This is a genomic window from Paenibacillus sp. FSL H3-0302, assembly GCF_037982245.1.
GTDB classification, from domain to species: domain Bacteria; phylum Bacillota; class Bacilli; order Paenibacillales; family Paenibacillaceae; genus Paenibacillus_AQ; species Paenibacillus_AQ odorifer.
The window spans coordinates 4,830,744-4,851,652 of record NZ_CP150284.1 but is presented as its reverse complement, the minus strand read 5'-3'; the positions used below and the strand labels follow the sequence as shown (position 1 = coordinate 4,851,652).

The following is a 20,909-nucleotide window of genomic DNA, read 5'->3' as shown; positions in this document are numbered from 1 at the left end:
GAAATGAGGTTCGATATGATAAATGTTTATCTTGATGACTTACGAGACTGTCCAGAAGGGTTTACCTTGGCAAGAACATTTGAAGACGCTGTTAAACTTTTCGAAAATAATGAAGTGAACATCCTTACGCTTGATCATGATTTAGGTGAAGACGCCGAGGGAATTGAACTAAAGAACGGGTATGATTTTGTGAAATACTTTTGTGAGCGTGGTTTAAGGGCGAATAAGATTTATCATCATACGGATAATCCTGTAGGCAGAAGAGATATGTACGAGACCTTATTGGCAGCTCAACGCAGAGGTTTTATAAAGAAGGATATAGAAATTTACTATTATCCCATAACAGTCAATAAGTATAGTGGAGATTGATGGGACTAAGAGATGTGTTAATCTTTGCATAACTTTATACCAAAAAGCGAGGCGTAAGGAAATGAATGCAGCAGAGTTTCAACAGTATGTTAAGGAGTTTAGTGAAATCAAAGGGTTTGATACCAGCACCATTGAGCAGAGAATGCTGTACTTAATGACTGAGGTTGGGGAGTTGTCCAAAGAGGTTTTGTCGGTATCTTTTCATCCAGATGCGGAGCGGAAAGAAAACTTGGGATACGAGATGTACGATGTGGTGTGGAATATTTTTGATCTGGCCAATAAACTTGGTATTGATCTGGAGCAGGCGTTTAAACGTAAGCTGGAGATTAATGAACAGAGGACTTGGGAGTAGGGTGTATCTATTGAATACTTTTAAAAAAATCCAAGGACCTCCCTCGAGGGAAGCCTTGGATTTTTTTCACCCTATACTTTATTTAAATGAAGCATAACCTTCATCAGCCATTACAACACTACCGTTAATTGCACTAGCTTCTGGTAAGGAGAGCAAGTATACAGTGTCTGCAACTTGTTCAGGTAATGTTAGTTTGTTACCCATTACTTTGCTCTTCATTTGGTCAACCATTCCTTGATCTTTATATCCTTGGATAATTGGCGTATCTACAGCGCCTGGAGCAACGGCAAGCACGCGGATGCCATGAACCGAAAGTTCAAGTGCTGCGGATTTAGTCATCATAATGACCGCACCTTTGGAAGCGTGATATGCGAATGTACCTGGGGAAGCTAGGAATCCAAATACAGAAGCTGTATTGATGATCACACCTTTGATGCCGAGCTCACGCATTTTTTTACCAGCAGCGATAATCCCATGGGCTACACCATGCTGATTGACATTAATGACACTGTGATAATCCTTAAGGTCTTGGTCTAGTACAGGAGTGACGCGGCCGATCCCGGCATTGTTGAACATAACGTCAATTCTTCCATAAGTATCTACAGTTTTTTGAACCAGCGCTTCGACATCTTCATATTTGGAAACATCTGTTTTGACGAAAATTGCTTCGCCACCCTCTTTAATAATTTGTGCTACCGTTTCTTCACCTAATTGTTGATTGAAATCGGCAACGACAACTTGATCACCTTTACTTGCAAATTTAATGGCGGTTTGTTTCCCGATTCCACTGGCTCCACCTGTTATTACGGCTACTCTTTTGTCTGTCATTTGAGTTTCCTCCTCAAGAAATATAGTTATACTAGAAATGAAAGTTGATATAGTAAAAATGGTTACTTACTAACTTATTTACATTGTAACACTTGTCTAAATTAATTAAAATTTAAGTAAATTTAATATTTATTAAGTAAAGATTAACTTAAGGGGTGATTCAAATGAATTTGGAGCAATGCGAGAATATTGTAGAAGTCGCAAAGATTGGTTCTTTAACCAAAGCAGCTCAGAATCGTCATATCACTCTATCCGCAATGAGTCAGTCCATTACCATGCTGGAGGCTGAGCTGGGAGTTACTTTGTTCATCCGTTCGCGCGGGCAAAAGGCGGTTCCCACAGCAGAAGGAAATGCCATTATTAGCAAAGCAAATGAAGTCCTGATGAAAGTAAATGAATTAAAAGAAGAAGCACAGATTTACAGCGATACGTTAAGTGGTCATTTGAAAATTGCTACGATACCTGGACCCATGCATCTGATGGTGAAGGTAATCTCTAGTTTTAAGGCAGATTTTCCAAATGTGAAAATAGAGATTTTTGAAAAAGGACCCAAAGAAATTCTGGATAATGTACTTCAGGATGAAATGGACATTGGACTTATGGTCTCACCGGAGGGAATGCCTGACACATATAAGGGGGTTAAGTTTGAACGGTTAATGGAAGGAAAAATTGTAGTGGGTGTACATCCACAGTCACCGCTAGCCCTGAATTCAATCCTTACACCGGATCATTTAGTGGGGCAGACGTTAGTTTTATACGATGATCCTTACATTAAGGACTATGTAGAGCGATATTTATCTGGCTATGGGCCGATCAATTTGCTTTTTGTAAGTAACAACACACGGGCGATTGAGAATGCAGTTGCAGAAGGACTGGCCATCACAATTGGTCTGGATTATTCGTTTCTAAAAATATCAGAGATGACTTCTGCCTTCATGAAAACCATCGAGTTACGATCACCAGATACCCGTGCGAAATATTCAGGAGCTATTGTCTCTGCTTCAAAACAGACCTCCCAGACCGCCCGAAGATTTATCAACAGGCTAAAGCATGAATTTGATGAAATGATTAGACGAAGTTAACAGTATGCCTTGGTAAATTTTATCTAACCTTTACGCTTCCTAGTTAATATTAACCCTATGATGTTGTCCAAGCTCAGATCGATATTAGGACAGCCAAGTGGGGAGGATGTCAACACAGTGAGAAGGTATCTAAGGCAAATTAATGTTGTTGTTATCTTTGTTTTGTTGATTTCGTTGTTACAACCGGGGGCAATTGTTCGCGCTTCCATCTCTGATTTACCAGCAACAGACTACGGAACCGTTATTGATGTTCGCCAAACAGAGCTTGCACCTGGGGCGATGTATACCTGGATGGATCTCCAGAATGAACGTGGTTTACAAAAGATACATGCAGTGGAGTTCAACCCGCAACAAGGAAATTTGGAGCTGCGGGCAGGTACGAAGGATGGAAAGGTATACGGTATGAAGGGCGTTACAGAAATGGCCACGTATGCGGATTCACCTGAAAACCGAGTGATCGCAGGAATCAATGGTGATTTCTATGAAATCTCCGGTTTTGCTACGGGTGTTCCTAATGGGTTATTTATGGATGAGGGTGTAATCCTGAACAGTTCGATTTCAGCTTTTACTTTCGGTTTAAAAGAAGATGGCAGCTCGATTTATGGGGTGCCGAAGCTGACCAAAAACGTGACGATAAATGGAAAAACAACCAATCTGACCAGCATCAACCGATACCGAAATACAAATGAGCTGGTTCTTTATACGGAAGATTATAATACAACTACAAAGTCAACCAATGAGGGTGACGAGGTTGTTCTAGATATTGTCGAGGGAGAAGTGAAAAGCGGCCAGACCTTGAAGCTGAAGGTATCTGAAATCCGCAACAATCAAGGCAATACGCCGCTTTCCCAAGGAAAAGTGGTTTTATCTGCCCAGGGTACGTCCCGTGCTGTTCTGCAAGGGTTATCGGTTGGCGATAACGTTACTGCAACCTTTGCGCTTAGCGGAGAATGGAATGATGTGAAGGTAGCCATTGGCGGCGAAGGGCCGCTGGTAAAAGACGGAGTAGTTCAACAAGGTGTAGGGCCTTTAGGAATTCATCCGCGGACAGCCATTGGGACAAAAGCGGATGGAAGTCTCGTTCTATTCGAAGTGGATGGAAGATCGCCAGGTTTTAGTGAGGGCGTAGATACCGATGAGCTTGGCAACATTCTGAAGGATATGGGCGTAGTGAACGCCATGAATCTGGATGGTGGCGGTTCTTCTACTTTTGTGGCCAGAATGCCGGGTACATCTGGTGTCCGAATGATGAATCAGGGCTCAGATGGTTACGAGCGTAAAACCGGTAACGGTTTATTGCTTGTCAATACAGCCCCTGAGCAACCTTCGGCTTCTAAGCTGGTTGTGCAGCCGAATACGGAACGTATTTTGCAAGGCTCCAGCTTTATATTCAAAGCGGCAGGAGTGGACGAGAACGGCCATCCGGCGCCTTATTCGGGTACGCTGAATTGGCAGGTGGACGCTAACCTTGGTACTGTCGATGCGAACGGAGTCTTCACCGGAGGAATCACTGCCGGCACAGGAAATGTAATTGTAGAGGCTGGGGCAGTCAAAGGCAGTGCTGAAATTGAGGTTGTAGATAAGCTTACAGAGCTTAGGTTTCCTGATGAGATCAAAACTTATTCTTCAGGTGCTGCTGCACAATTAACTGTGAAGGCGCTACGTAATGGACAAGTGATTCAAGCTGACAACCCTAGCTTCGAATGGCGGGTTGAGGGCGAGATCGGAACCGTGGACGAGAAGGGTCTGTTTCAGGCGACGAGTGAGAACGGGAAAAACGGAAAGATTTATGCTAAATACAGGGACGTTGAGACCTCTTTTGAAGTAAATGTGGGGTTACCGCCTGTAATGCTGGAGGATTTTGAGAATGGCATTGATAAATATATAGCCTCTAGTGCAGCAGCTAACAGCGTGGCGATTCAGGAAGTGTCTGATCTGGATTTTGTCCGCAACGGGGACAAAGCCTTGAAGCTGGAATATGATTTTGTTAATAAAACAGGCACATCCGGTGCTTATTTAGCCGCAAGCTCAACCGCCAATCGGATTCAGATTCCGGGGTATCCTGAGAAGATCAGTATGTGGATCTACGGAGATGGCAAAAAGCACTGGCTGCGGGGACAGATTCGGGATGGCAATAATGCGGCAGTGCCAGTGGATTTTACTGATCAGGTAAATGGTGTGAACTGGACGGGGTGGAAATACGTCGAAGTATCCGTTCCTAAGGGGAAAACCACCCCGTTAACGATGGATATGCCTGTCCGCTATATGGAGACAAGCAATCTTAACAAGAGTGCGGGAGCTATTTACGTTGATGATATTCGTGCCATTTATGGCCCGCTAGAGGAGGACAGAACACCTCCTATTCTTAAAGATGCATATCCCGGCGTGAACGAAATTGTCAAAACAGCTACACCGACCCTTTCCGTCAATGGTGAGGATGATGGTTATGATCCAGTAGTGCATCCGGGAACGACCTTAATCGATCCTGACAAAACACGAGTATATGTGGACGATCAATTAGTGGAGCATGGCTTTTATCCTCCAAAAGGTCAGATCACTTATAAACCAAAGGTTCCACTGACAGAAGGCCGTCATAAAGTAAAAGTTGCCATCCGCGATTTGAGCGGTAACCAGACGATAAAAGAATGGTATTTTACAGTAAATTTGGGCTCTCCGTTCTATGTGTACAAAACACCAGAAGTAGTATATGCCGGCAACACCTACACTTTGGACGTAACGGCAGAGAAAGCGAGCAAGCTGAAGGAAGGAAATCTTACGTTTGCTTTTAATCCGGCTGCAGTTAAAGATTTGCAGGTAATTCGGGGGAATATGTTATCAGAAACACAAGTGGAGTCCATCATTGATCCGGCATTGGGCACTGTGCGTCTTAACTTAACGAATATCAATTCTTCCAATCTGGGAGATACGGATCTCATCGGGCAAATTCAATATACAGTTCGAAATGATTTTGTGGGTCCCTACACTCAGGAGCAGTTGGCTGGAGATATTAGCAAAGCTTTTGTAATTGAAAATACATCCGGATCGGTAACTTCTACAGAGGGTACTGGGGTTCCTATTTCTTTTATTGGAGCGGCTGTTGAATCTGTTGTGAAGACACAGTTGATGCTCACTTGGAACCATTATGATCTTGCGAAGGGCTTTGATGCATCTTTTGCGGTAAAAGATCTGAATGGAAGTGTCGTTGAAGGAGCAAAGCTGCTGTTCGATGGAGTGGAGGTACAAGGTGTTGCTTCAGGGGCAAGTGGAACACTAACTACTGACTTTGTCACTTCAGCAGAAGGAACTTTTAAATTGCAGGCGGTAAAAGGAAATACCTATAGTCCTGTAATGACGTTCAAGGTTGCTCCATATGACGCTACTGCAGCTCCGCGTAATGTTAATGTTACGATGGGCCAAGATGCAGCAACTTCTCGCCAGTTCACTTGGCAGACAGAACCGTTGACCATGGATACTGTAGTAGAACTTGTGAAAAAAGCGGAGTTTACAAGCTTTCAAGCTGCGAATGTAATAAAAATTACCGGCAGCAGTTCAATTTACAACACCAACAATGACGGAACGATGCGAGTTCATAAAGCGGAGGCCACTGCGCTTACCCCCGGAACGGAATATGTATATCGTGTGGGTGATGGCGAGTCAAATGTAAGTGAGCAAGGAGCTTTTGTTACAAGTGGTGGTGAGGACACTTCTACAAAATTCCTGTTTATCGGAGATTCCCAAGCAGATTCTAAGGCGGGTTTTGGTCTTTGGGGAGATACGATTGAAGCGGCTTACGCATATATGCCGGATGCGGAAATGCTGGTTCATGCTGGAGATATGGTGGATAAGGGCTTTGAACAAGAGCAGTGGAACTGGTGGTTTGATGCAGCTCAAAAGCAGCTGATGAATACCACACTTGTTCCGATTATCGGGAACCATGAAGTGATGGGAACCAATGGATATGGGGATTATCTGGCGCAATTCAATAACCCGCAAAACGGTGCGGCGAGCGTAAAAGGTACGAATTATTCTTTTGATATTAAGGATACGCACTTTGTGGTTATGAATACAGAGCATTCAGGTAGTCCGTTTACTGAACAGGCCGAGTGGTTGGATCAGGATCTTTCCGCTACAGATAAAAAGTGGAAGGTGATTTTTTTCCATCAAGGACCGTACGGCAGCATCTATTCGAATGAGCAGGTACAAGCGAAGTGGGTTCCGGTCTTTGATAAGCACAACGTAGATTTGGTCATGAACGGTCATGATCATATCTATTTGCGAACTTTTCCGATGAAGGAGGGTAAACAGGTTGCAGAAGGCGAAGGCACTCGGTATGTTATCGGCGGTTCCTCGGGTCCTAAGTTCTATGCGCTGACACCACGTTTTTGGCAGGAAAAAATATATGACGAAGATGAGCAAATCTATACGGCTGTTGAGATTGAGAAGAACGAGATTACGGTTACCGCAAGAACAGTAGACGGGGTTGAGATTGACCGTTTAGTAATCGGCAAATTGGTTCCGGAATCCATTGCGCTGGATCAAACTGCTGTAGAGCTTGAGCCTGGGGCTAGCCTGCAATTGCAAGCTAAGGTGGGGCCGGATGAGGCTAATCATCTGACAAAGCTTTGGACCATCGTTCCTGATCCGGCAGAATCAGTTGTTACTGTAAATGAAAATGGCTTGGTTACTGCATTGAAGCCAGGGACAGCTAAGATAAGAGTCACAGTGGCAGGTTACCCGAATATTTTTGCTGAAAGTACGATAACTGTAGATGCGCTGCAAGCAATTAAGCTTCAGGGAAAGAGACAGCTTAAACCGGAAGAAGTCGACCAATCTGTAACAGAAGCTGTCTACGCATCTGGGAAACGTACCGCAATATTAGATGGACTTCATTATTCCAGCTTGAATGAACATATTGCTACGATCAATGATCAGGGTTTAGTTCAGGCTCATCAGGAAGGCTCCACTGTGATTTCAGTAACCTATAGGGAGTTCGCCTCGGAGTATAACCTTGTCGTAACAAATGATGAGACACCTATTCTTACAGAAATAACGATGAATGGGCCAGATTCGCTGGAACAAGGAAGTAAAGGCTCCGTTGTTGTTCAGGCGGTATACAGTGACGGCAGCAAGCAAGAATTGTTCGAGGGAGTAATCTTTGATACATCTGATCATTCCATTGCAATGATTAGTGAGGCTGGAGAACTTCATGTTTTGAGTGCTGGTACAACAAAAGTCAGCGCTGTTTATAACGGTTTGAGCACTGAATATATTCTGATAGTGACTGAGGGCTCGCCGGGTACGACACCAAGCCCAGAGCCAACACCAACACCAACACCAACACCAACACCAACACCAACACCAAGTCCAGAGCCAACATCAACGCCGGGTGCTTGGGTGCCGGGACCTGCGGTGACACCAACGCCAACCGCTACACCAACTCCGTCGGCATCAGCACAAACGGGCGTAGTCACCATAACGGCTTCTCAACTGTCAGAGAGCAAGAATGCTCAAGGTGAAGTTGTGGTTTCTGTTAATGGGGCGGTTACGGAATTACTTTTGCCAGGCAATGCAGCAGAGCTGCTTGGACGCGCACCGCTTAGAGTGGTTATGCAGGATTTATCCGTTACGATTCCTGCTACAGTACTGGCAGAACTAAGTAAGCTAATCTCAGCTGAGGCTCTTGCCAAGAGTACGATTTCGCTACGGCTGAAACCTGTAGCTGATAATACAGCAGTGGATCTGTTGGCTCGTGCAAGTGCACTTGCGGGTGCACAATTGCGGGCGAAAAGTGATCTGCGGGAATGGTCGCTTAGCATATTCACACAAAATGATCAGTCCTTCTCGTTAAGACAGTTTGCAGAGCCGATTATGATTTCATATAAGGTCGGTGCAGATGTAGATCGAAGCTTATTAGGTATTTATTTTATCGAAGACGTGGGTAAATTAGAGTATATGAGCAGTACATGGACGAATGGTTATCTATCTGCTGCCGTCAGTCATTTTAGTAAATACGTTGTTTTAGAAGTTGATAAAACATTCAAAGATTTGAAGTCCGATCACTGGGCTTACCTTGCTGTGAAGCAGCTTGCGGTAAAACAGCTTGTACAGGGTGTAGCTGCGGACCGATTTGATCCGAACCGTGCGGTTACACGGGCGGAGTTCACAGCGATGTTAGTTCGTGCGCTTGGCTTGAAAGGTCAAGCGGAACCTGGTTTCGCTGATGTACCTGCAGATAAATGGTATGCAGAAGCAGTAGGGTTAGCCAAACAAGCTGGAGTGATTAACGGCCAGACTGCTTCACAGTTTGAACCGGAGGCGAAGATTTCCCGCCAGGAGATGGCTGCAATGCTGGCTCGTGCATATGCTTACGCGAAGAGTAATGTATCTGTAGCTAGCCGTAACATTTCGGCATTCAACGATATTGGTTATGCTCCACAGTGGGCTCAAGAGGCAATCAGCGAAGTGTACAGACCTGGTTTGATGCAAGGACGGGCTGAAGGTCAATTTGCACCGAACCAGAACGGAACACGTGCTGAAAGTGCACAGATGATCCTCAACCTGCTGAGTGTTATGGAGTAATGATTGTGGCCAGTCTCAGGTTGATGGGGACTGGCTGTTTTTTTTGATAATTGGATTAGTTGGATATGTGCAGGGTACGCACGCATGTACACAGAGGGGAAAGCGAAGTAAAAGTAAAAACAGGTAGTGAGACACAAAGGATTGGAGAAGGGAAAATGGAGAACGGAAAGTTAAGGCACGCTTGCTGAGGCAGGCTAAAGTACGCTTGCTGAGGTACGCTAAAGCTAAAGTACGCCAACAGCGATGCACACTTGGTAAGTTCGGCTCGGACGAGCTACTTTTATCAAGAAAGTTTGTTTTAACAGATAGCCTCGATGGTTTGGGATCGTAACGGACTGTATTGCCGCTATTTTAACTTTTTGGTCCATTTTTCCAAATTTTCGGACTCCATAGCTCTTATTGTCATACTTTTGCCCGGAATCGTAATATATTTTAATGAATAGCTGCATCTGAGTCCGATAGATGAGCAGAATGGCTGAAATCAGCTTAATAAGGTCTCCTCGGTCCGATGAGGTAGAATTGAGTGAGCTAGGTGAGTTAGTTGAGTCAGGTGAGCCAAGTGGAGCTAGGTGAGTAAGGTGAGCTAGGTGTGCTAGGTGAGCTAGGTGAGCTAGTTGAGCTAGGTAAGCAAGGTGAGTAAGGTGAGTAAGGTGAGTAAGGTGAGCAAGGTGAGTAAGGTGAGCTAGTTGAGCCAAGTGAGCCAGGTGAGTAAAGTGAGCAGAAAGCGGAAGGTAAGACCAAGTAGATGAATGGGGCTTAAGCAGAAAGTAAAACTGAGGCGAGTAACGAGCATATTCCAAATCCTTACAGACGAGCGCTGAGTCTTTTTCCGGTATTTTGTAAAGATAGGGTTATATTGGGCGTGGAATACTGGGAATTACTCTTCAGAGGCAAGTAAAAACAAGGAATAATTGTTATTAGCCAACACAAATTGTTATGTTGTGTTATGATAGTAGGGAGGTGACTCCCATGAATGATTTTGAGAACTATCCCGATGAGCTGGGTAATTTCATTCGGCACATCAGAAAGACGAGAGGGTTAACCTTAAGAGGACTGGAAGAAAAGAGCGGTATAAGTTACTCACAGCTTAGCAAAATCGAACGTGGAGAGAGCATTCCGCTTAAAGACAATCTGGACAAGATCATTGAAGCGCTTGGAACGGATCTGAAGAATCGGATGTACCATTTGGCAGATTATATGCCAGATATTGAATATATCAAGACCTTGAAGCAAGGATATGAGCTGCCACAGCTCAAACAGTCTCAAGATTACATCTACGAGACAGCCTTTAACAAGCTTAAGGAATTCAGAGCGAAGGAAGGGAAAGAAACATCGTACGTTTCCTTTGATTCGAATGAAGTTATAGTTTACGAAACGGAATATGGGGCAGGAATGGTAATAGAGAAGATTGAGAAATACAATCTGACCGATGTCCTGAACGATAAGTTTGAGGGTAACCTCGACTCCTTAAGAAAGAGCCCCCGTAAAGGGCGTCAAGCCTTTCTATTTGGCGAGTGGCTACGGGAGTGCGTTTATGAACTGAAGGAAGAGGAACAGGATCAGGTCATACAAGCACTTAAAGAATTTACTCAGTTTAAAGTACAACAAATAAAGGGTGCTTATAAATAATGTATGCCTTTTGCTAATGATCTCAAAAATGAATGAATGTTGCCCTTTCTTGCAGCCATCTATTCATCTTGATCCATAAACTAACAACTAAAAATGGTTTGACAGAAAAGGGGATATTAATAATGAAAATTAACATGAAGTTTACCAGCAAGGGCAAAGTCGCTATAGAGAATTTTAATAACGAGGAATTGCTGGAGATCTTCGCACGTTACATCAAGACATTATCCAAAAAGTATGACATCGAAGTTGATGTTCCTCTTGAAGCGAATCAAAACATTGTTGGTGATGGTGCGGTAATCGCAACTGCAAAAAATGTGAAATGTGATGTTGAAACTTTCTTTAAAGAATTGGGCAGAGATATTAAAGTTCCCTTGAAGAAAAGACTCGGCGGCAAATTGGAAAATGTTTTTAAAACAGAAATTACAGAATAAAGCATTATTTTTATCTCAGATTAACCATCATATGTGCATATAAAAAAGGTAGGGCCGCGGAGGCTCTACCTTTTTTATGTTAATGTAGTTGACTTAAGGCGACCTAAGGAGCTTATTGTTGGTTGAAGCTGAAGAAAAATGTGTACCATGCGTCAGTGTGAATTTAATGGGGAAGGGGATGTTATATATTTTCAGAATCTATGAGATTTCTACTTCTCATGATCTCTTTAATAATTTCAATGAAATCCGGTAACGCATGGGCATCAATCGCTAGCTCATAGATTCTTAGTAAATCCTCGTCAGATATAGATTCCAGAGATGAGGGCCGTGGAGAGGGATGAAAATAGTAATTCATTATGATCCTCCATCATTAATTGTTTTTATTATAGGTTTATCTATATGGTATCATTTGGAATAGGATCCGTCTCCTGTCATTCATCCTACGAATTTATCTTTACATTTGAGGATTATTATGGCATAATGTGCGATTTTGAGGAAATTGCTAAAAAGTTTCAATTTTTAATAAAATAATCCCGGCATGCGTGAACATGCCGGGATTATTAAAAAACTGAATTTTATTCTGACGGTTTTTTCTTTTGTGAAGCAAGATACTTCTTAAGGCGAGGTTCATTGGATTCCGAAACAGTAGTGAACTGCGTACCTTGATTAAAGCATACAATCTTCCGCCCGGGATCATAGCCTTCTATGTTGTTGATATTGACGACATTGCTGCGGTCAAGGCGTTCGAATCCCTTACCCTCATACGCTACGGAAAGATCGGAAAGCGTGGTGGGGAGAATAAATTCGCCTTCTTTCGTATGGACGAATATTGTATTCTTATAATTCGAGAAATACAATATATCTTCCTCTAGAATATCACTAGAGGAACCGTCTTTCTGTAAGACACGCATCGTTTCCCCATCCTTGTTTAATTACTTGCGCAGTTCTTTTGGAATCTCAGGGCTGTGAGCAAATGGTTTCAGAATTGTTGCAAAAACAGTAGCAGAAGTACCTAAAATGTTAGAAGCATAACGAGCTAAGTTTTTTTTCATCTGATTGTCCTCCTTTGTAATGGGATTATGACTGTAAAGGATTGAACTAAAAATGCCAATCCAATGACAGGCGAATGGAGCCGAAAATTTAAAAAAACCAGAATTATGGAAAGTAGCTTTAAACCCAAATACCATTCTTTGGGGATTTGGGCATTAGCATCAGGATTCGGAGCACATAAGATCATTACAAGTAAAGAAAAAAGATTAATCCAAATCAAATGGTTATGTATTAGATAAGTTATATGAGGGATCAGTGAACAGATAAAGATAGATACAATATTGCAGGCTCTTGCGGATTTTAAATGCACACCACCAGATGACATTCTTAGGAGCATGAAGCTGAATAAGGCTAAGAATGTTTCCTTTAGCTGTCCAGTGAGCCCGCCAATGCATAAAGAAGTCATAATAATGAATAAAGTATTCAGAATAATGCTAAGGGCATAATGCATGATTTCAATTGAATGCGATTGCTCTGGATTACTTTTCTTAATGACCTCAACAATTTTAAGTGCTAAATGACTCATAGTTATTTCTGTCCTTTTTGTATGAGAAATATAGATATCCCCATAGTATTACCCCATAGAAAATTGGGATCAAGAAAAAGAAATTAGATTCAATAAAGTAGGTGAATAAAGTAACGACAATTACTGTAGGAAGATTAAGAGCGAATAATATTTTTTCACTAGTTGTTGGTTTGACTTTTACATCGGGTTTATCAGGTACAAAGTCAAATCCAATACGTTTATAGCCCACATACATACCAATGAGAATCGCGGCTAATGCTGATAAAATCTGCATTGTCATTATGTTTTTTGTAATCGGGTCCGAAGTATTTAGAGGCATGGACATTACAGAGTTTAATAGATACACAATACTGGCTTGAATCACCGAGTAAGCTTGATAGGCCATCCCGGTTAATATTGAAGCGTAGAAGGGATGAATCCGGAATAACATCCACATAAAACAAAACATTAGTGCAAATTGTGAGAAAATATCTAATGGAAAAATCCCATAGTTGATCCTAATTGTATAAGAACAAAAGCCCATAATAAAACTAGCAAACACCATCTCTTTATGATATAGATCAATTTTGAAGATTTTGAAAGCCAGAAAAAACATTGCATAAGTCTCTAGTATTGAAAATATCATAAAAAGAATAAAATCTAGCATGCCGACACTCCCGATGACTTCTAGTTTAACTAACCCTATTATTGCAAGTATCGTATAAAATGAGCTAAAATACAACAACTACAGTATAATTTTCCTCCTATTTTTTCAAAAAAATTCAAAATGAGAGGGGTTTAGACATGGATCGACGTCCAGAAAGCAGTGAGTATCTCAAAGAATTATCAAAATATGTCGATTTAGTGCCAGCTGAAGGAGACATCATTACTATTTTTAGAGAGCAGACGGATGAGATTTTCACTTTTATTTCGAATCTTACGGAAGAACAAGGGGACTATCGTTACGCTCCGGAGAAATGGAGTATCAAGGAAATGGTCGGACATCTGGCTGATACCGGAAGAATCATGTCCTACCGTTTATTGTGCATCGCCAGAGGGGATACGACTCCACTGCCGGGTTTTGAAGAGAAAGACTATGTACTTACCGCCAATTTCGAAGCGCACACTTTAAAAGCATTGCTGGCCCACTACAAGCTTGTTCGAGAATCGACATTACTCTTAATGGAAACTCTGCCGGAGGAAGCATGGATCCGGAAGGGAATAGTTAACGAGGCTACTCTTTCTGCGAGAGCTCAGGCCTGCATTATGATTGGACATGACCATCATCATTTGAATATTCTTAAAGAAAGATATTTAGGGTAATATCTTCTTAATCAAAAAAGCATTCCAATAGCCTTTATGGCTTTGGGATGCTTTTTATACACGGCTATAGCGGTGGATTCTTGTGACATTTGCGGCATACCGGATAGTAAGCTTCATTGCCACCAATCTGGATTTGCTTGCCGCTATATACGGGCTTGCCGTTTTCTACTCGTAGAGCCATAGTAGCTTTGCGCTCGCAGAACCAGCAGATCGTCTTCATTTCCTCAATTTTATCAGCGTAGATCAGCATATATTTGCTGCCTTCAAATAACTGATTCTGAAAATCATTTTTAAGTCCGAAGGCCATTACCGGAATGCCCAGCTCATCAACGATACGCACTAGCTGGAGAATACATTCCTTGCTTAGAAATTGACATTCATCAATAAGTACACAGTGTGGTTTAGGTTGGTTACTGCTGACGATATTATAAATATCTGTGTTCTCATCGATGGGGATTGCTTGTTTCCGAAGCCCAATACGAGAAGAAATAAAACCAACCTCGTCCCGGTCGTCTATGGATGGAGTGAAAATGAGCACCGATTTCCCCTGCTCTTCATAATTATGTGCAACCTTGAGTATCTCAATAGATTTACCACTGTTCATTGCTCCGTATTTGAAAAACAATTGTGCCACTTCCATCTATCCTTTCGTAAAAAACATTGATTATATCTTAAAAATGCGACCATATTAGAGTATCATATTCGGATCGGATGTATCCAGTGAAAACATTGCGATTGATTGGATGTGGTATGATAAGAGGTAATAAGAGATGGGAAAGGAAGTAATAAGTGTGACTGAAAGATTAGACGAATATAAGGAACGGTTAGCTCTTTTGCAGCAGAATGGAGATTTATCCAGTGACACTGAAAGCTTGCTGGAAGAAATGATGGCGGATTTGGTGGAATTGAATCGGAGTAATAAAGCACTGCGTCGAGCAATACTGAAAACTGGACAGGCTTCCACGATGTCAACTCGGTTAAGGGATGCACTGTACGAATAGAAAAAGAGGGTATGCGAATGGCTTTGATTTTCTCTTTTCTCAAAAAATATAAGGTAGCTGCAATAGCTGCCCTTGTAATGATGCTCATTGAATTGACGGTAGAATTATCACAGCCTTTGATCATTTCCAAAATCATTGACTTGGGGATCCGAGAAAAAGATACCTCTGTAGTATGGCTGTGGGGCAGTGTATTGATCGGCAGCGCGGTAGTTGCGTTTACAGCCGGGGTACTCAGTTCTTTTTTTGCTGCCCATGCAAGTCAGAGCTTTGCGTTCGATCTTAGGGACAAATTGTACGAAAAGGTACAGTCTTTTACGTATGAAGTATTTAATCGTTTTGCTACTTCGTCACTGATTACCCGTCTGACTGGCGATGTATCACAGCTGCAGGATACTATTTTTATGAGCTTGCGCTTTATGACACGGGTGCCACTTGTTGTGGTAGGCAGTGTGATTATGGCGTTAGTTGTTCATGTGAAGCTGGGATTACTGCTGACGGTGGCGTTACCTTTGTTGATTTTTTTCCTCTACTGGATTATGAGAAAAGCTTCCTTATTATTTCGTACGGTCCAGCAGCGTTTAGACGGAGTTAATGGCGTGATTCAGGAGAACCTTACGGGTATTCGCTTGATCCGCGTATTTGTGCGTATGGGTTATGAGATTGAACGTTTCACGGTATTTAGCGGGAATTTGATGAGATCAACGGTGTCTGCCTTGCGTTTGACTGAGACGACGATGCCTTTTGTTATGCTTATTGTGAATGCGGCGATTTTGGCGATTTTATGGTTTGGACGGATAGCCATTTCCAATGGGGAGGCTACTTTGGGTCAGACTGTTGCTGTTATTAATTACTCCTTGCGAACAATTGGGGCGTTATCAGCTATCTCTGGTCTTGTTGTAACGTTTTCCCGCGCTCGTGCCTCCTCTCAGCGTGTTTCAGAAGTTATGGAAGCGGGAGCTGGAGTTCGTGAAGGCGGGACTTTGCAAGGCGAGCCGATTCAGGGCCACGTTAAATTTGAAGGCGTTTGCTTTAAGTATCCTAATAGTGATATCTCTGTCCTGGAGGACATTCATTTTGAAGTAGCTGCTGGTGAGCGAGTAGCGATTATGGGGGCGACCGGATCAGGAAAATCCTCACTCGTGAGTTTGATTCCGCGCTTGTATGAAGAGACAGACGGCACCATTTGGATTGACGGTGAAAAAAGTGCCGATATCGATATTTCCAGACTGCGGAAATCGATAGGTTATGTGCCTCAGGAATTGCAGCTTTTCAGCGGATCAATTCGCGATAATATTGCATGGGGCAATGAACACGCCACACTGGAACAAATCCAACAAGCAGCGGGAGCTGCACAAATTCACGAGACGGTAAAAGGGTTGCCAGATGGTTATGACACGATGCTTGGTCAACGAGGGGTTAATCTCTCCGGCGGACAAAAGCAGCGGTTAACGATTGCCCGTGCACTTGTTAGAAAACCGGCTATGTTGATCCTTGATGACAGCACCAGTGCTCTTGATGCGGTTACGGAAGGGCTTTTGCTGGAGGCGTTAAAGGATATCTCCTGTACAACCTTTTTGATTACTCAGAAAATCAGTTCAACGGCATCAGCCGATTTGATCCTGTTGCTGGATGAGGGACGATTAATTGGCAAAGGCTCGCATAAGGAGCTTATGGCAAGCTCCGAGCTGTACCGCAAGATTTATGAATCACAGGTAGAGGAGGCGAAGCAGCATGTTCAAAGCATTAATTGAACCTTTTCGTCATCCTAAACCGAATTTTGAACTTGGCGTGGGACGAAGTCTAGGGACAGCATCTGGCGGCAAACCCAAAGCAAAGGCGAAGGATTGGTCAGGGACGCTGATCCGGATCTGGAGTTATCTAGCTGAGCGTAAAGCCAAGCTTGTTCTTGTACTGATCATGGTTGTCTTCAGCTCAGCGCTAGCGCTGCTGGGGCCATACATGATTGGCAGAGCGGTGGATAATTATCTGGAAGGTACCGGCGGGCGATCATGGGTTGTTTTTCTGACAAGCCTTGCTTGTGTGTACATTTTTTATTCTCTGACTTCTTGGCTGCAAAACATATGGATGATCGAAATTGCTCAAGAAACTGTATTACGGATGCGTACGGAGCTATTCTCCCATTTACACCGTCTGCCTATTTCCTTTTTTAATCGGAGACAGCAGGGGGAAATTATGAGCCGTCTTACCAATGATATCGAGAACGTCAGCTCTACGTTGAATAGCTCGGCTATTCAGATATTTTCAAGTGTCTTAACCTTGCTAGGAACCGTAGGGGTTATGCTGTGGCTTAGTCCCTTGTTGACGCTGCTCACATTCCTCGTAGTGCCTTTGATGTTGTTAGGCATGCGCTGGATTACACGCCGTACAGGCCCATTATTTAAAGAACGTCAGCGCAATGTAGGGGAGCTTAACGGTTATATTGAGGAGACCTTATCCGGACAACGGATTATCAAGGCTTTTTCACAAGAGGAACGCGTCATCTCTGGTTTTCATGAACGCAACAAGCGAATTATGCTGTCAGGCTACTGGGCGCAGTCCATTTCTGGTTTCATCCCCAAGCTTATGAATGGTCTTAATAATCTCAGCTTCGCCATAGTTGCAGGAATTGGTGGTCTGCTTGCGATCCGTGGGTCGATTACAGTGGGTGTGATCATCGTATTCGTGGAATATACCCGCCAGTTTACTCGTCCGCTTAATGATTTAGCGAATCAGTGGAATACCTTGCTCTCAGCGGTGGCAGGGGCCGAGCGGGTGTTTGAAGTGCTGGACGAAGAGACCGAGGCTAAAGATGAAGGTGCAGCCAAATCACTTGAAACTGTACAGGGTGCGGTGAAGTTTGAAAATGTAGCTTTTTCTTATGATGGAGGTTCTAACACGCTGCAGGATATCAGCTTTGTAGCGAAGCCTGGCGAGATGATCGCTTTAGTTGGACCTACCGGTGCAGGCAAAACAACGCTAATTGGGCTGTTATCCCGTTTCTATGATCCTAATCAGGGGAAAATCACGCTGGATGGCTTAGATATCACTTCGATTCGGCGGGAAAGCTTGAGAAGTCATATGGCCTTTGTATTGCAGGATTCCTTTTTGTTCAAAGGGAGTATCCGCGATAACATCCGATACGGGAGGCTGGATGCGTCCGATGAAGAGGTTGAAGAGGCGGCTAAGCTGGCCAATGCCCATTCTTTTATTATGCGAATGCCCGAAGGTTATGAACGGATGCTCTCGGCGGATGGCAGCGGTATAAGCCAAGGGCAGAAGCAACTGCTCTCCATTGCGAGAGCGATTCTTGCTAACCCCTCTATGCTTGTGCTTGATGAAGCAACCAGCAGTATTGATACAGTGACCGAGATCAAGATTCAGGAAGGGCTGCAGGCGCTAATGAAAGGGCGAACGAGCTTCGTCATTGCTCATAGACTTGGCACGATACGTGCAGCTGATCGAATTCTTGTGCTTCAGGGCGGCAGATTATTGCAGCAAGGCTCTCATGAAGAGCTGCTGAAGCAAGGCGGACTGTACAGCGAGTTGGTACAGGGGCGGCGGAAAGAGGCGCTTGATAAGTCGGGAATTTAAGAAAAAGGCGAGAATTTTCAGGGAGCGCAGATTGCGTCCATGAAGTTCTCGCCTTTATGTTATTTATGATAGATAACGAGCACCAGATCGGGTGAGCTGGGAGGCTTTGAATGTGGGGAAATCTATTGTACAAATTACAATCAGCAGGGTATTAAGGCTTGATTGTGTGCGATTCGAGATTCAGATGATCAGGTGAATAAATGATGAGATGAAAAAGCTGATCCTAAGTTTAGCATAGCCTCTTAAGAGATCGTTTCCTGCGTTCCGGCTTGTTTCGCCTTTTGCTTCTCCTTGAACCTTGGACCTACGTAATTCTTCTTACGGTCCCTAGCCAGAATCCAGCCACCAAGGAAAGTCATGCCAGCTGCGAAGAGCAGCAATCCACTACCGAAATGCAGCCAAGCAAAGTGGGGCACTACAGAATCATCACCATGCATGGAAATGTAATCAAAAATATCATCCTTCATCATGAGGAAGCCCTTCATTGCTATTAAGCCCGGAAACACAAGAATAAGGATGGCAATGAAGCGTGAAATTAACAGTTTCATAAGTGTCTCCTACCCCTCTTAGCCCTTTAGATTCACCCATATGATAACGCTTTAGCAAGAAAAAGTCCATTTGCATATGACGTTTATAAGTTTTGTAATAGAGCAAAAAGAGAGTACAATATACTAAGTAAAATGAACTTACGTGTAATGACTGGAGGATACATATCATGACAATTTCATGTGACGTGGCCATACTTGGCGGAGGTACTGGAGGGTATGTGGCGGCTATTCGCGCTGCACAGCTTGGAAAGTCCGTTGTCGTCATCGAAATGGACAAACTGGGAGGAACCTGTCTGCATCGGGGCTGCATTCCTAGTAAATCGCTGCTCCGTAGTGCAGAGGTATATGCTGAAATCAATGAGAGCGAGAGCTATGGCATTGAGACAAGCGGTGTACAGCTGGTATTCCCAAAGGTACAGAAACGCAAAGAAGCTGTAGTTGAGCAACTTCATCAAGGCGTACAATATTTGATGCGCAAAAATAAAATACAAGTTGTCAAAGGTAAAGGGCGCGTAACGGGTCCTTCTATTTTTTCTCCGCGCAGCGGTGCTGTAGCTGTGGAACTGGAAGATGGGGAGATGGAAACAGTAGTTTCCAGCCATCTTATTATCGCTACGGGCTCACGTCCACGAGTATTGCCTGGTCTCGAACCAGACGGGAAAGTGATTCTTAGCAGTGATGAAGCGCTCATGCTCGAAGAGCTGCCATCCTCTATCATCATTGTGGGCGGTGGTGTAATTGGGGTCGAATGGGCTTCAATGCTGGCTGATTTTGGAGTGCAGGTGACTGTGGTTGAAGCGGCAGGTCAGTTACTGCCTCAAGAGGATGAAGAGATAGCTAAGGAACTGCAACGTTTGTTGAAAAAGCGTGGGGTTAAGGTACTGACTGAAACTACAGTGGATGCTGCAACCTGCCAGGTAACGGAGGATGGAATTTCGATCGAAGCCCGTAAGGGAGAGCAAAGTCAAAGCCTAATGGCAGAAAAATTGCTTGTATCCGTAGGCAGAGTGGCCAACATCGAGAATATTGGTCTGGAAAACACAGACATTCGCTTTGACAAAGGGATTATTGCTGTAAACGCTAGTATGCAGACGGCAGAGCCGCATATTTATGCCATTGGCGACTGCATCGGTGGGCTTCAATTGGCTCATGCAGCCAGTCATGAAGGGATAATGGCGGTTAACCATCTATCTGGTGAGAAGCTACATCCTTATCATACACATTTAGTACCACGTTGTGTCTATACTCGGCCTGAGGTAGCAAGTGTGGGTTACACCGAGAAGGAAGCTAAACAGCTTGGACATGATGTAGTGATTGGGAAGTTCCCATTCTCGGCCATTGGTAAGGCAATTGTATATGGCCAGAAGGACGGATTTGTCAAAGTTGTAGCCGATCGTAGCAGTGGAGATATTCTTGGTGTGCAGATGATTGGTCCTCATGTGACGGATCTAATTGGAGAAGCGGCCTTGGCACAGCTTCTGGATGCAACACCTTGGGAGATTGGTGAAGCTATACATGCTCACCCTACCCTTTCGGAGATTATCGGAGAAGCAATGTTAGCTGTGGATGGAAGATCTATTGGATTTTAGTTTTTCTTAGCTTTTCTTTTTGGGTAGAAAGG

18 protein-coding genes are annotated in these 20,909 nt (G+C 43.5%); 12 read left to right on the top strand and 6 right to left on the bottom strand.

Annotated elements, in window-relative coordinates; genetic code table 11:
- The first annotated feature begins 15 nt into the window (after nt 1–15).
- Together MHH50_RS21590 and MHH50_RS21585 are read left to right on the top strand one after the other, a co-directional pair.
- A complete protein-coding gene (locus MHH50_RS21590) occupies nt 16–369 on the top strand; it encodes a cyclic-phosphate processing receiver domain-containing protein (protein ID WP_340034632.1) in 354 nt (117 codons plus the stop codon).
- A gap of 61 nt (nt 370–430) precedes the next feature.
- Entirely contained in the window at nt 431–721 is a 291-nt protein-coding gene (locus tag MHH50_RS21585; RefSeq protein WP_036676004.1) for a MazG nucleotide pyrophosphohydrolase domain-containing protein, read from the top strand.
- Between the two features lie 78 nt (nt 722–799).
- Here MHH50_RS21585 and MHH50_RS21580 read toward each other — a convergent pair whose 3' ends face one another.
- Nucleotides 800–1,549 carry an SDR family oxidoreductase gene (locus MHH50_RS21580; protein ID WP_076129478.1) on the bottom strand — a complete coding sequence of 250 codons (750 nt, stop codon included), beginning with the start codon at nt 1,547–1,549 and terminating at the stop codon, nt 800–802.
- Between the two features lie 164 nt (nt 1,550–1,713).
- Here MHH50_RS21580 and MHH50_RS21575 point away from each other — a divergent pair, with 164 nt between their 5' ends.
- The 4 genes from MHH50_RS21575 (at nt 1,714) to MHH50_RS21560 (ending at nt 11,270) form a co-directional block, all read left to right on the top strand.
- Nucleotides 1,714–2,631 (top strand): LysR family transcriptional regulator, encoded by a 918-nt coding sequence (locus MHH50_RS21575; RefSeq protein ID WP_076129479.1) that lies wholly within the window; start codon nt 1,714–1,716, stop codon nt 2,629–2,631.
- Nucleotides 2,632–2,748: 117 nt separating this feature from the next.
- Complete coding sequence (locus tag MHH50_RS21570) at nt 2,749–9,210, top strand: phosphodiester glycosidase family protein (RefSeq protein ID WP_340033369.1); 6,462 nt, start codon at nt 2,749–2,751, stop codon at nt 9,208–9,210.
- A gap of 969 nt (nt 9,211–10,179) precedes the next feature.
- A complete protein-coding gene (locus MHH50_RS21565) occupies nt 10,180–10,839 on the top strand; it encodes a helix-turn-helix transcriptional regulator (protein ID WP_036676012.1) in 660 nt (219 codons plus the stop codon).
- A 122-nt stretch (nt 10,840–10,961) separates the two neighbouring features.
- Entirely contained in the window at nt 10,962–11,270 is a 309-nt protein-coding gene (locus tag MHH50_RS21560) for a hypothetical protein (RefSeq protein ID WP_036676014.1), read from the top strand.
- A 575-nt stretch (nt 11,271–11,845) separates the two neighbouring features.
- On the opposite strand, the gene MHH50_RS21555 is transcribed toward MHH50_RS21560, so the two are convergent.
- Together MHH50_RS21555 and MHH50_RS21550 are read right to left on the bottom strand one after the other, a co-directional pair.
- Nucleotides 11,846–12,181 carry a LytTR family DNA-binding domain-containing protein gene (locus MHH50_RS21555; protein WP_036676016.1) on the bottom strand — a complete coding sequence of 112 codons (336 nt, stop codon included), beginning with the start codon at nt 12,179–12,181 and terminating at the stop codon, nt 11,846–11,848.
- A gap of 21 nt (nt 12,182–12,202) precedes the next feature.
- Entirely contained in the window at nt 12,203–12,322 is a 120-nt protein-coding gene (locus tag MHH50_RS21550; protein WP_139330034.1) for a cyclic lactone autoinducer peptide, read from the bottom strand.
- 63 nt (nt 12,323–12,385) lie between these two features.
- On the opposite strand from MHH50_RS21550, the gene MHH50_RS21545 reads away from it, so the two are divergent.
- The gene (locus tag MHH50_RS21545; protein ID WP_340033368.1) at nt 12,386–12,559 is read left to right on the top strand and encodes a hypothetical protein; all 174 of its coding nucleotides are present in this window, start codon (nt 12,386–12,388) and stop codon (nt 12,557–12,559) included.
- A gap of 267 nt (nt 12,560–12,826) precedes the next feature.
- Here the strand turns inward: MHH50_RS21545 and MHH50_RS21540 are convergent, their stop codons facing one another.
- Entirely contained in the window at nt 12,827–13,294 is a 468-nt protein-coding gene (locus tag MHH50_RS21540; RefSeq protein ID WP_340033367.1) for a hypothetical protein, read from the bottom strand.
- A gap of 335 nt (nt 13,295–13,629) precedes the next feature.
- On the opposite strand from MHH50_RS21540, the gene MHH50_RS21535 reads away from it, so the two are divergent.
- Nucleotides 13,630–14,148, top strand: coding sequence for a DinB family protein (locus MHH50_RS21535; RefSeq protein ID WP_076193181.1), 519 nt, complete (start codon nt 13,630–13,632; stop codon nt 14,146–14,148).
- Between the two features lie 64 nt (nt 14,149–14,212).
- On the opposite strand, the gene MHH50_RS21530 is transcribed toward MHH50_RS21535, so the two are convergent.
- Nucleotides 14,213–14,782 (bottom strand): thymidine kinase, encoded by a 570-nt coding sequence (locus tag MHH50_RS21530; protein ID WP_036676019.1) that lies wholly within the window; start codon nt 14,780–14,782, stop codon nt 14,213–14,215.
- Between the two features lie 136 nt (nt 14,783–14,918).
- Here MHH50_RS21530 and MHH50_RS21525 point away from each other — a divergent pair, with 136 nt between their 5' ends.
- From MHH50_RS21525 to MHH50_RS21515, 3 genes are read left to right on the top strand one after another with little or no spacing between them, the layout of a single operon-like run.
- The gene (locus MHH50_RS21525; RefSeq protein WP_036676022.1) at nt 14,919–15,149 is read left to right on the top strand and encodes a hypothetical protein; all 231 of its coding nucleotides are present in this window, start codon (nt 14,919–14,921) and stop codon (nt 15,147–15,149) included.
- A 17-nt stretch (nt 15,150–15,166) separates the two neighbouring features.
- Complete coding sequence (locus MHH50_RS21520) at nt 15,167–16,900, top strand: ABC transporter ATP-binding protein (protein WP_076308881.1); 1,734 nt, start codon at nt 15,167–15,169, stop codon at nt 16,898–16,900.
- On the top strand, nt 16,881–18,740 hold the full coding sequence (locus tag MHH50_RS21515; RefSeq protein WP_340033366.1) for an ABC transporter ATP-binding protein: 1,860 nt from the start codon (nt 16,881–16,883) through the stop codon (nt 18,738–18,740). Before MHH50_RS21520 ends, MHH50_RS21515 begins: the two co-directional genes overlap by 20 nt.
- A 242-nt stretch (nt 18,741–18,982) precedes the next feature.
- Here MHH50_RS21515 and MHH50_RS21510 read toward each other — a convergent pair whose 3' ends face one another.
- Nucleotides 18,983–19,288 carry a DUF2627 domain-containing protein gene (locus tag MHH50_RS21510; RefSeq protein WP_340033365.1) on the bottom strand — a complete coding sequence of 102 codons (306 nt, stop codon included), beginning with the start codon at nt 19,286–19,288 and terminating at the stop codon, nt 18,983–18,985.
- Nucleotides 19,289–19,455: 167 nt separating this feature from the next.
- On the opposite strand from MHH50_RS21510, the gene lpdA reads away from it, so the two are divergent.
- Nucleotides 19,456–20,877 carry a dihydrolipoyl dehydrogenase gene (gene lpdA, locus MHH50_RS21505; RefSeq protein ID WP_340033364.1) on the top strand — a complete coding sequence of 474 codons (1,422 nt, stop codon included), beginning with the start codon at nt 19,456–19,458 and terminating at the stop codon, nt 20,875–20,877.
- The last annotated feature ends 32 nt before the right edge of the window (nt 20,878–20,909 follow it).